Raw genomic sequence first — 11,955 nt, forward strand, 5'->3', positions numbered from 1 at the left:
CTTGCGCGACGAATGTCTGAACGAGACGCTGTTCAGGTCACTGGCGCATGCGCGCCGGATATTGGCGGCCTGGCGGGACGATTACAACAATGTCAGGCCGCACTCGAAACTGGGCGGAAAAACTCCCGCCGAGATCGCCGGCCAACGGCCATGGGGGCATGCCCCCATGGCCGTTGCCATGTCAGCAACCAGCCCGCACAAAGGGCAAGGACTCTATCTCTGAGTGGTAACACTCAGGGGAGCACGTCACCGGATTTCCAGTCTTGTCGGGCAGATCGATGCCAAGATGTGCGTGAGGTTTGCCTTGCTGGATGCGATATAGGCCCTTCGATGAATATCGGAGTCTTCGGTGACGGGTGCAATAACCCCTTTACTCTGCTGCGGAATCTTGATGACAGTTGGGGATTGTTGCACTTGTCACCAGAATCCCATCGACACTCCCGGCTACCCACTATTCCGCCTTGGGATCGATCCATGGCCCCCTGTTAATATCGGGGCATATTCTGGGCCTTGCCTCGATAATCCTGGCGCGCTTCACCGGGCCATAAAATCTTTCATTGCCCAGGGCTTCGGCGAACCCGGTATCTATTCCGTCCGGGAATATATCGTTCTGGAAGATGCCTTCTATGACGACCTCATGTCCAAGCAATTTTTCCAGTTTCGCTCCGTCGCGTTTCGGAAGCCTGACGAGAATATCGGGCATTTCACGACAGGATGCCTTGGTGCTGTCGCGGATCAGATATTTTCCGCGGCCCAACCAGGTGTCGAGGTACCCCACGACCCTGATTGTCTTGCGATTATAGCGGCCTGAGTTCTTATAAAGATCTGGAACGGTCAGGATATCACCCGCACCCATTGTCTCGCCGTCCGATAGGCGATCCGTCGCGCAGGCACAGATCAGAAGCGCGGAGGCGAACGGAATGATGTTCTTCATATCTACCTCAACCGCATATATCCGGGCCCGACAATTTGGTACACTTTGGGCTTCAGGTCTACCCCGTTTGTTCCCTCTTTGTACGATGAAGGGATGTGGCGCACAACCCGCACGCCTCCATCCGAAGCGCCGACATAGGCGTCGAACTGGGTCGCACTGATACTCCGTGCCGCTTCGAACGGCGCTTTGACGTCGCCCTCGCCGAAATAGACATTCTTGGCATCGTTCCCGATCCCGCCGACCGGGTGGATATGCCACATTGCAACCGCATTTTTCGGTGTGGGATCGGTGGTGGCTTTATCTTCGATGCCGGAGGCATAGATTTTGGACAGCGGCTGCTGTCCTTCGATCTGTCTTTGATATTCATAACCGAAGCTACCGTCGGGGCGCTTGACGACATAACCCGCCTTCTCATTGGGATCGCCGAGTGCTCCCGTGATCGCCCTGGTGAGCGCTATGGCATCATAGGCGGCATCGTCCGGGTTGGTGAACGCATAGTTCGGACCGCGGATCGTATACGTAGCAGTTGTGGAACCCGGCGGGAATTTGACTCGGCTCTCACTATCGAATGTCACCGATCCATGTTTGCCGGCCGGATCTCCGACGATGATGTTCACGTCCTTCCCGATGAAATATTGTTCGAGCGCCCGCTCCGATCTTGTGGCGGAGACAAGCGGGACTGCGGCTGCGGCAAGACGCTGTCGCTGTGCGTCTACCCTCTGTTGCCGGTTCGCGATTTCCTTGGGATTTGGTTTCCGCTTGTCTTGCGCTTTCCCCAGGTCCTTCACGGCATCTTCAAGGCCGTGTTTCAGGGCCCGGTAGCGTTGCTCGAGTCCAGCAAGGTCCGATTGCTTCCTGCTTGCCATCAAGGCGACAAAGGTGGGGTCGTTCGTGAATGTGCCTGCCAAGATATTCGAAGGCACAGCTTTCGCGCTTGGAACATACGGGGCAGCAGCCTTCACGGAATCGTCGGACTGCTGGTCGACAGGGTTCGGGCTCGCTGGCTGCTGCATATTCTGTGCTTGAGTCGGTGCGGGCGGTGCTTCCGATTCTGGAATGCCGGACGTAGCGAGGAGCGGATCCGTCGCTGGGCGCGTGTGCGCTGCCCCTTGTGGTTGAAGTTGCAGGGCAACGGTCTGGAGACCGCGCCGCAGAGTAACATCGTTGCCGAAAGTCCTGCTCTCGCCCTGACCCCGCTGTAATCTCACCAATGTCTCATATTCCGCCGGCGTCACCTTGCCCCGCACCAGACGCAGATCCTCCTTCGCAAACGCCGCCGGGTTCTGCGACGCGATGAGGTTCATCATCAGCGAGGTCACGCCGTTCGGGGCGACCGGCTTACCGTCGAGACTGTCCTGCGCCATCAGGCCCAGCGTCTGCGCCGTATCGTCGTCGAGATCGCGGCGGACCTCAGGCGGAAGCTGCGTGATCGAGGTGAAATCCGGACCGAGCTGCTCGGCGATCGCCAGGCCCTTGTCCTTCGCCGCGTCGGTGGCCTGTTTGCGTTGCCGGTCTTCGAGCGATCCCCGCGTCGCCAGATCCTCGCGTGCATAATATTTGCGGGCGTCAGTCCAGGGCTGCGCCTCGATCGCCTCGGCGACCGAAGCGCGCTGTTCGGGAGAGAGCGGGGCGGGGCCTTCCATCTCGACCGGCGGCAGCAGCCCGTCCACATCTTGTGCCCCGAGTGCGCGGGCGAGTGGTTCGAACAGCTCCTTCTGCGCCGTCTGCTGGTCGGCGGCGGTCATCCCGTCGCGTATCGTTCGATAGCGGTTGGCCGCTGCAACCGGGTCGCGGTCGATGACATTCTGCAGCGCGCGGCACTGGATGCCGGAGCGATAGGCAGTGACGCTCCGGTCGATCGCGGCGGGATCGTCGCCGCGCGCCGCGGCCCGGCCGGCAATCGATTCGGCGCCGGTATGGAGATGCTTGTCGAACAGTGCCGGATCGTCCGCATTGTCGACCGCGTCGTCAGCCGCATTCTGTTCGAGCAACAGGCTCTGTTGGTCCTGGCCTCGCTGAAGCGCCCGCTCGCTCTCGGTGAGCGCGCCGGACAGGTCGTAATCGAACCGCTCGGCGATCACCTGATCGAACTGGCCGCGCTGGCGATCGTTCTTCATCCCGCTGCGGATCCAGTCGCGCAGGCCGCCATAGTCCTGCGTCATCCTTTGCAGCATTCCGGGGGGATCGGCATCGAACTTGCCGATCGCATCGGCGCGGATGCTGCGCGCACCTTCGGCATAGGCGTTCCACGCCTTCTTGATCTCGAACGCGTCGTCACTGTCCTGCCGCTGCTGCACGTCGCCGGCGATCTTCGCGCCCACCCCGCCAAGTTGCTGCATCCCGGCGCCGAGCGCCTGAAGGCCGGTGCCCGAATAATCGCCGGGCTGCAGCTTCGCGTCGGTGACGTCGGCAATGCCGGTGCGGTTCTGTTCCGTGGGGACCGTCGGCATCTCAGGCCTCCGATCGCAGGATGTTGGGGAAAATGGCGGCCATGGGCACCTCCTTGGTTTGAAGGAGGACTTAAGGCGGGCAGGGAGTATCTTGAATCGACCGGCCCCGGTCGCGGGCCGGAGATGGGGGGCGGAGATGGCGCCGGAAGTCGACCTATTGCCTTGTTTGTCTGTGCACGGCGCAAAGCTGTGACATAGTAGAGCCGACGAATCGGGGGCGTAACGTCCGGGGGGGCGTGCCCGTTTCCCGTTTCGCAGAGACAGGGCGCGGGAGACCCCGCGAACGGGGGAGCGGCCGGATGCGACAAACGACTTTGTCCGTGGCGCTGGAGGTCAAGCCGGAAAGCCATGACAAGCTTTCCGCGCTGATCGACCGGCTGCACGACAACGGCTCCGCGGCGAGTGCCGGCGGCCCGGGCGATTATGCCTGGTTTATGGCCGGCGTGCCGTCGGTCCATTTCCTGTCGATGAGCGTGTTCCCCGGCGAGGATTATGATCCGCTGTTCGTGCTCGAGGCCAATTTCGACGGCCTGCCCAGCGTCTTCTGGGGCCAGCTCGAGGCGGCGATCGGGGTCGATCTGCGCGCCATGCTGCGCTGCTGCAAGCGCCCGCTCGACCCGACCGGGCCGCTCTACGACGCAGTGACCGCACCGGATTCCCGCGCACCGATCGCGCCCTATATGGAACGGCGCTCGCTTCAGCCGAGCGTCTATCACCATGGCAATCGCGGTATGACCCGCGACCGGATCCTGGCGGAGGGCGAGCTGTTCCGCGCGACCCGCACCGAAATCGCCACCGCCAACGGTGCCGGCCCGAGCCCCTATCGCGGCCCGGTGACGCCGGTCGAAATCCACCGGCACATGCGCGCGGCGCTAATGCCGGCCTATCCCTGGCTCGGGGAGAAGGCACCGGCACGCGTGCCGTTCCTCACCCGCTGCGCCGATTATCTGAAGGTTGCGGTCTTCGCCCTTGTGGTGGTCCTCGCGCTCGCGCTGCCGGGGCTGGTCCTCGCGCCGATGATGCCGGACAGCCGCTTCTACCTGCTGCTCGCCTTCGGTATCCTCTATACCGGCATCCGCCTCTACCTGATCCGGGAGCCGCTGCCGGGCACCGACACGGCGGGCAAGTTCAACCTGATCTCGGCGCTGTTCAAGCCGCAGACGCTCGCGCTGATCCTGGTCGGCGGCATCCTCTATGCGGTGCTCGCCCCGCTGATCACCATCGCCATCTCGCTGATGACGGGGCTGCCGCTCGAACAGGCGAAGGAACATGCGCCGCGCATCACCCTGTTCGGCATGCTCAGCATTCCCTTTTCGGTGCTGCTGGTCCTGTGCTGGCTGCGCTATCTCGAACGGCGCGACGCTTCCCAGGATGCGCCGCCGATCGATGAGGAAATGGTGCGCCAGATGGCGCAGCGCGAGGACTGGATTCCGCAGAACCATATGGGCTCGGTTGTGCTGATCAAGCCGGGCGTGCTGCGGACGATCATCGTCCATGCCGGTCACCGCGGCCTCGGGCTCATCCTGCGCGCGATGCCGAACAGCGGCGTGCGCGGCTATCTCGGCAGCATGCGCACGGTGCATTTCGCGCATTGGGCGTTCGTCAACAATGGCAGTCGGCTGATGTTCTTCAGCAATTTCGACCAGAGCTGGGAAAGCTATCTCGATGACTTCATCGAGAAGGCACATGTCGGTCTCACCCTCGCCTGGGGTTGCGGCGTCGGCTTCCCGGCGACGCGCTTCCTCATCCAGGACGGCGCCAGCCATGGGCGCAAGTTCAAGGCCTGGGCGCGCCATTCCATGACGGTCAGCCGCTTCTGGTACAGCGCCTATAGCGACCTCACGGTCGATCAGGTCGAACGCAACAACCGCATCGCCAACGGCCTGCGCAAGCCGTCGCTCACCAAGAAGGAGGCGTCCGCGTGGATCAACGACCTGTGAGCGAGACGCCGCGCAAGAAGCCGCCGAGCTGGCAGCTCAAGGCACCGCATTGCACCCTGACCCAGGGACTGGTGGTCAGCGGCTTCGCCTCGCTGCCCACGGGGCGGGCGCTGTTCCTCGAATTCACCTGGAACGGGAAAGGCGGTGGCGCCTGGCTCAAGACCATCGATGAACTTGCACCCGTCACAGACGCCGACGGGCGCGACGCGCGCGCGACGGCCATCGCCTTCGCCTATGCTGGCCTCGAGAAGATGAACCTGCCCAAGTCGGCGCTCGAATCCTTCGCCGCGCCCTTCCGCGAGGGCATGTTCCAGGAGGACCGGCTTCGCCGCCTCGGTGATCGGCGCAAGGGCGAATGGCTCGGTACCGTCATCGAGGGCGGGCCGAAATGGAGCTCCAACGCGCGGCAGCGCGCTGCCCTGACCAGCGTCGAGGAAGGCCAGTCGCGGGCCAGCACGTCGACCGGCCACCGCGAGGAGCAGATCGTCACGCCGATCACGGTGCACGCCCTGCTGCTGCTCTACGACAAGGACGAGGAGAGAGCAGAGGCCTGGGCCGAGCAGGTCGAGGCAGCGCTGAAGCCGCACGACGTCCAGGTCGTCCATCGCCTGCCGCTCGATCTTCGCCCCGATGCGAAGGGCGTCGCGCGCGAGCATTTCGGCTTTGCGGATGGCATCTCGCAACCCGTTCCGTTCGATGACGACGCGGTGGTGCTCAGCACCGGGGCGCCGGCGGCGCGCGATTACTGGAACGGCGTCCCGCTCGGCGAGATCCTGTTCGGCCACACCAACGGCCATCACGAAAAGGCGCCGGGGCCGATCGTGCCCGACGACGCCAATGGCCAGGCCGCCGGCCTGACGGCGCATCCGCTGGCCGAGGGCTTTCTCGATTTCGGGCTCGACGGCAGCTATATGGTCGTGCGCGAGCTGAAGCAGGATGTCGTCGCCTTCTGGCAATCGATGCGCGCGAACGCCGCGCATATTCGTGAGCGCGATCCGACAGGCTCGGCGCACGTCACCACCACCTGGCTCGCCGAACGTGTGGTCGGCCGCAACACCAAGGGCGATCTGCTCTGCCCCGCCGGTTATCTGCCGCCCGACGCCTATGACATGCCGGAAAATGATTTCGGCTTTTTCGACCGGGACCTGCACGGCGTCGGCTGCCCGGCCGGTTCACATGTCCGCCGCTCCAACCCGCGCGACGGGCTCGCCCCGACGCCCGACCAGAAGCAGACGCTGCTCGACGCGGCGAACAACCACCGCATCCTGCGCCGCGGCCGCAAATATGGCTCCACGATCAGCGTGCCGCCCAAGGAGGACGGGGTTGATCGCGGCTTGCTGTTCATCTGCCTCAACACCGACATCGCGCGGCAGTTCGAGTTCGTTCAGCAGACCTGGCTGCTCAACCCGAACTTCGCCACCCTCTATGACGAGACCGATCCGCTGATCGGCCCCAAGGGCAGGATGACCATCCGGGAGCAGCCGCTGCGCCGGATCGTCGATGTCGAGACCTTCATCCGCATGGCCGGCGGCGACTATTTCTTCCTGCCGAGCATCCCGGCGCTGAAATATCTGGAACTGCTATGAGCGTCCTCTCGTCCACCGAGGTGCTGCGGCCCGGCCCCACGGGCTTCAAGCGCTGGCTGATGACGCGGGCGATGGCGGCGCTGCCCTTCTTTTTCCGGCTGCTGCGCTGGCTGAAGCCGGTTCCGCATTTCGGCAAGATCTATGTCGCGACCCGCTATGACGACGTGCGGGAGGTGTTCGCGACCGACCCGGCGTTCGGCGTGACCTATAAGGACAAGCTCGACGTCATCATGGGCGGCGAGCCCTTCTTCCTCGGCATGGCCAATACCCCGCAATATCAGGCGGATACCGCCGCGATGCGCAAGGTGATGAAGCGGGAGGATCTGCCCCGGCTGGCCGCCGATGTCGAGGCACGGGCCGAGGCGATCGTCGCGGGCGCGGGCGGCAGGGTCGAGGTGGTCGATACGCTGGTGCGGCGCGCGACCTTCGATTTCCTCGCCGACTATCTCGGCGTACCCGAACCGCCGGGCGGCGATCTGCGGGTGTGGGGGACACGCCTGTTCGAATATCAGTTCGTTGCCAGTGACGAGCCGCTTGTCGAAGAGGTGAAGGTCATCGCGCCGGCGCTCCGCGCGCATATCCAGAACCAGATCGAGCTGCGGCGCGACAAGCCGGGCGCCGATGACGTGCTCGGCCGTTGCCTGAAGCTGCAAAAGGCTGGCGAGCCCGGCTTCAGCGACGCCCAGATCCGCACCGCGCTGATGGGCTTCATCGTCGGTGGACCGCCCCAGCCGCCGATGGTCGTGCCCCAGGCGATGGAGCAGTTGCTGCGCCGTCCCGAGGCGTTGCGCGGTGCCCAGGCGGCGGCGCGTGCCGGCGACGACGTGCTGCTGGCGGGCTATGTACGCGAGGCGATGCGGTTCGATCCGCTCGCGCCGGGCCTGCCGCGCATCGCGCTGGAAGACTGGACGATCGGCAAGGGCACGAAACACGAGCAACGCGTGCCCGCCGGATCGACGGTGATTGCCGCTTTCGCCTCGGCGATGCGCGATGGCCGCCGCGTGTCCGATCCGGAGAGGTTCAACCCGCGCCGGCTGCCGCACGAATATATTCACTTCGGCTACGACCTGCACCAATGCTTCGGCATCCATATCAACAATGCGACGCTTCACCTGATGCTGAAGCCGCTGCTGAAACGCCAGAATCTGCGCCGTGCGTCCGGCGCGGCGGGCACATTGCGCAAGAATGGGGCCTTCGCTGAATCGCTGACGGTCGAGTTCGACTGAAGCAGGGTGATTCCATGAGGCTAGCCCGCTAACAGCGCCTATGGCTTCCCTCGAAACGATCGTCGTCGATATCGCGGCCGAGATGGCGGATGCGCCCGACCGCGGCATTGTGGCCGATTATATCCCCGGCCTTGCCGAAGTGGGCGCCGACAAGTTCGGTATCGCGGTGATCGAGGCCGACGGCACCTGCCACAAGGCGGGCGATGCGGATGAGCCCTTCTCGATCCAGAGCATCTCCAAGGTGTTCAGCCTCACGCTCGCGCTCGGCGCGATCGGCGACCGGCTATGGGACAGGGTAGGGCGCGAGCCGTCCGGCAGCGCCTTCAACTCGATCGTCCAGCTTGAGACCGAATCCGGCATTCCGCGCAACCCGTTCATCAATGCCGGTGCCATCGTGGTCGCCGACATGATCCTTGGCGCACATCAGCCGATCGAGGCCATCGGAGAGATATTGCGGTTTGTCCGGTCGCTGGCCGATGACGACAGCATTTTCATCGACGAAATCATCGCCCGGTCCGAACAGGACACTGGGTTCCGCAACTTCGCGCTGGCCAATTACATGCGGGCCTTCGGCAATATCCGGAATCCGGTCGAACGCACGCTCGGCGTCTATTTCCACCAATGCGCGCTGGCGATGAGTTGCTGCCAGCTCGCCCGCGCCGGTGGCTATCTGATGGCCGGGGGGATCAACCCGGCGACCGGCCATTCGATCGTGTCGGCCCAGCGCGCCCGGCGCATCAACGCGCTGATGATGACCTGCGGCCATTACGACGGCTCGGGCGAATTCGCCTTTCGCGTTGGCCTGCCCGGCAAATCGGGCGTGGGTGGTGGCATCCTGGCGATCGCGCCGGGCAAGGCGTCGATCGCCGTTTGGTCGCCGGGCCTCAATGCGCGCGGCACGTCGCAACTCGGCGCGCTGGCGCTGGAGCGGCTGGTGCAACGGACCGGATGGTCTGTGTTCGAGACTTCGGCAGGCTTGTCGTAGAGGCATCCGCCTCAGCATGCGCTACGCTTTGCTGGGATCAATCCCGATCGATTTCGCGGGAGGCGCGAAGAAGGACGGCATGGTTCCGATGGCCGAGGTCTTTTTCCCGGTGGAATTGCCCGTCGGTTTCTTCATCCCGGCAACCTGAGACGCACCACCCAACGCGGTGGACACGCCTTCGAAAATTCCCTTCATGAGCGCACCACTCGCCTGTGCACGGTTCGCTGCAGCCTGGGACCGATAGTTGAAGGCGTTGATATCGAAGCCGCGCGTTCGTTCGTTCCCGCCCTTGTAGATCTGCGCGATATCCTCGGCGCCGATCATCGCCGTGTCCTTCTGGATATCAACCGCCGATCCGAAATTGAGGTCGACGCCGTTGGCTGCCATCGCCGCCGTCTGCGCGCCCTTCATCTGCGCCAGTGCGCGATAGCGGCGCTGCGCTTCCAGATTGGTGTTCTCGATCGAATCGCGTGCCTGGTCGTTGGCCAGTCGCGCATTCTGGTCGGCGATCTGCGCCTGATAGCGATATTGCTGCGACTGGCCGATGCCGGCCGTCACGGCGCCGATGGAGGAGATCGCGGTCGAGGCGATCAGCAATGCAGTCGAGGGCTCGCACATCAGCGGCGCTCCTGCGAAAAAGCGATGAAGCGGGTTCCGGCGATCATGATCACCTCCTTTCCGATGGTGAAGCCGATCCGCTTCAGGAAGCGGACAGCGCGGTGATTGTCCTCGGCTACTAGATTCTCCAGCACCGACGTTGAATCGAACATCGCCGACAGGATGCGCGGCCCCCAGCGCAGCATCGTGCGCGGATGGCGGTAGATCGCATCGCTGCCGAGCATCCAGGGCGATCCCTCGCCGCACAGCGCGTTGCTCACCACCAGGCCGAACATCGCCTCGGGCCGGCCATCGACCGTCGCGGTCAGGCACATCGAGGAGGAGAGCAGCCCGGCCCGCAGCGCCTGTCGCGGCGTGTGCCCCATCGCCGCGCACTCGACGACATCGGCCGCGCGCATGCGGGATGCGATCGGGCCGACATGAACGGGCGAGGCCGGGACAAGTGTGACCGCCCTATTCTGAGATGGAGGGGTCGAGATAGATCGCACTCACGGTCATCGGCAGTGGATCGTCGGATCGCACCACCATGCGTGCGCCACCATTGATGTCGGCGCGCAGATAGGTCTCGTACAGCCCCGTCATCAGGGAGGGCGGCTGGCCGGGGAGTTCGCTGGTCCGGGATCGCAGCGGCTCGAGCGTCGCATCGGTCGGGCCTGCCTTCACGCCGCGGCTGTCGATCAGGCGAATGGCCGCCTTTGCCTGGGTCTGCGGCTTGGCGATCGTCCAGCCGGCCTGGCCCTGATAGGCCAGCGGCAGCGTCTCGATCGTCGCGCCATAAGGCAGGCCGATCGTCACCTTGGTCGCCGGTTCGGGCAGCGTGACGCGGCCATTGGCGACGACCAGCCCGGTTACGACGCCACCATCGGCAAGCGCCGACACCGTCCGCCCTTCCAGATGCTGCAAATTGGTCAGCAAGGTCTGCGGCGTATCGAAATGATAGCTGACCGCGCTGTCGAGGAAGCAGCAATCCTCCACCGCGTCCCACCGGGCGTTGGCCATGCGCTCGATCAGCAGCTTCCCGTTCCGCCGCACGGTCAGGTACAGCCGGTCCTCGCCGCCTTCCGAAATCACGCAGACGCTTTCGACAAGACCATCGGTCTCGCAGACGGTCCAGCCCCAGACCTGCTGCTCCTGCTCCCATGTGAAGCACAGCAGCTTGCCGTCGTCGCGCACCGCCCAGATCAGCGATCGCGGTTCCTGCGCATAGGCCCAGGAGGTGATATTGAAACCGCGAAAGAGGTGCGGCGAAAAGATCGTCACGTCATTGGAATTGATGCTGTCGGAGGAAAATTCATAGCCGAGCGTCCGCACGCCGTTGCCGACGCTGGTCTGGTAGAAAACGACGCTGTCAATGACGAGCGGCGAGAGCCGGGACGACCCGCGCCCATTCTGGCGTCGGCTGACGAAATCCGTCGCCGTCAGATAACCATTTTGCCCCCCTTCGATCTTGAAGATCGAATCCGAGGTGAGGGCGAGCAGGCTCGTCGTCGAGACGAGCTGGTTCACTGCATTCACTCGCCCGGAGACGAGCGCGAAGCTCAGGCTGTCCGACGCCTTGAGCGGGCGGGAGATGTCCATGTTCTCGAAGCTGCCCGACCGGGAACCCCAGATCGCATTTGGATGATTGTTTGTCCGTCCCCAGAGCAGGCGCTGCTCGAAAAAGGTGACGGTCGACGGCCAGTCGCCCGATGTCCCGAACGGGTTGGACAGGACGGGCGGTCCGTCGGAGTAATCCGGGCCGATATTATCGTCGACAAAGCCCAGGCTGGCCGTGGTGCCGATATAGCCGAATTCCTGCGTATTGTCGGCCTTGTACACCCGGTAGCGTGTCGCGCCGGGCGCAGCCGCCCAGCCCAGAGTGTTGCAATTGCGCTTGAGCGTCAGGTCGTTGCTCGCGAATCCCGGGGCCGAGGCCCGGCTCTCGGTCCCGCTGACATCGTCGATCGAGGTCACGACATAGCGCGCCGGCTGGTAGAAGATCTCGGTCGTGTTCGGTGTTGACGGCGTAACGCCCAGGCTGGACGGCGGCCCAAGTGTCGGGGTGAAGTCGATCGACGAGAAGGTCCAGTCGGTATGGCCCGCGCGGACGAGCTTGGTCGGCGCATGGTTCAGATGCGCGAGGTACATGGTGTCGGCCGACTGCTCGAAATCGACTTCGGGCAATTCTTCGCCGTTGAAGGGCGATCCGACGCGGTAGATGCGGGCGACGCTCATGC

At 64.1% G+C, this 11,955-nt stretch carries 10 protein-coding genes; 5 read left to right on the top strand and 5 right to left on the bottom strand.

The window, feature by feature from the left end; translation table 11 throughout:
* Positions 1-223, top strand: a 223-nt coding sequence (locus AC1DT7_RS04950) for an integrase core domain-containing protein (protein WP_478034659.1), incomplete at its 5' end; no start/stop codon positions are given.
* Between the two features lie 228 nt (positions 224-451).
* Here AC1DT7_RS04950 and AC1DT7_RS04955 read toward each other — a convergent pair.
* Positions 452-934: a hypothetical protein gene (locus tag AC1DT7_RS04955; protein WP_478034661.1), complete on the bottom strand. Its 483-nt coding sequence runs from the start codon at positions 932-934 to the stop codon at positions 452-454.
* Between the two features lie 2 nt (positions 935-936).
* Positions 937-3,384: a hypothetical protein gene (locus tag AC1DT7_RS04960; protein ID WP_478034662.1), complete on the bottom strand. Its 2,448-nt coding sequence runs from the start codon at positions 3,382-3,384 to the stop codon at positions 937-939.
* 299 nt (positions 3,385-3,683) lie between these two features.
* On the opposite strand from AC1DT7_RS04960, the gene AC1DT7_RS04965 reads away from it, so the two are divergent.
* From AC1DT7_RS04965 to AC1DT7_RS04980, 4 genes are read left to right on the top strand one after another with little or no spacing between them, the layout of a single operon-like run.
* Positions 3,684-5,324 (top strand): hypothetical protein, encoded by a 1,641-nt coding sequence (locus tag AC1DT7_RS04965; RefSeq protein WP_478034664.1) that lies wholly within the window; start codon positions 3,684-3,686, stop codon positions 5,322-5,324.
* Positions 5,306-6,910 (top strand): Dyp-type peroxidase, encoded by a 1,605-nt coding sequence (locus tag AC1DT7_RS04970; protein WP_478034665.1) that lies wholly within the window; start codon positions 5,306-5,308, stop codon positions 6,908-6,910. Before AC1DT7_RS04965 ends, AC1DT7_RS04970 begins: the two co-directional genes overlap by 19 nt.
* Positions 6,907-8,136, top strand: coding sequence for a cytochrome P450 (locus AC1DT7_RS04975; protein ID WP_478034667.1), 1,230 nt, complete (start codon positions 6,907-6,909; stop codon positions 8,134-8,136). Before AC1DT7_RS04970 ends, AC1DT7_RS04975 begins: the two co-directional genes overlap by 4 nt.
* A 40-nt stretch (positions 8,137-8,176) precedes the next feature.
* Positions 8,177-9,121, top strand: a complete 945-nt coding sequence (locus AC1DT7_RS04980; RefSeq protein ID WP_478034668.1) for a glutaminase — start codon at positions 8,177-8,179, stop codon at positions 9,119-9,121.
* A 21-nt stretch (positions 9,122-9,142) separates the two neighbouring features.
* On the opposite strand, the gene AC1DT7_RS04985 is transcribed toward AC1DT7_RS04980, so the two are convergent.
* From AC1DT7_RS04985 to AC1DT7_RS04995, 3 genes are read right to left on the bottom strand one after another with little or no spacing between them, the layout of a single operon-like run.
* Positions 9,143-9,739, bottom strand: coding sequence for a virion core protein, T7 gp14 family (locus tag AC1DT7_RS04985; RefSeq protein ID WP_478034669.1), 597 nt, complete (start codon positions 9,737-9,739; stop codon positions 9,143-9,145).
* Positions 9,739-10,137, bottom strand: a complete 399-nt coding sequence (locus AC1DT7_RS04990; RefSeq protein WP_478034670.1) for a hypothetical protein — start codon at positions 10,135-10,137, stop codon at positions 9,739-9,741. Before AC1DT7_RS04990 ends, AC1DT7_RS04985 begins: the two co-directional genes overlap by 1 nt.
* A 55-nt stretch (positions 10,138-10,192) precedes the next feature.
* Complete coding sequence (locus tag AC1DT7_RS04995; RefSeq protein ID WP_478034671.1) at positions 10,193-11,953, bottom strand: phage tail protein; 1,761 nt, start codon at positions 11,951-11,953, stop codon at positions 10,193-10,195.
* Positions 11,954-11,955 lie beyond the last annotated feature (2 nt).

It is taken from the genome of Sphingomonas sp. P3_C6 (assembly GCF_056402595.1).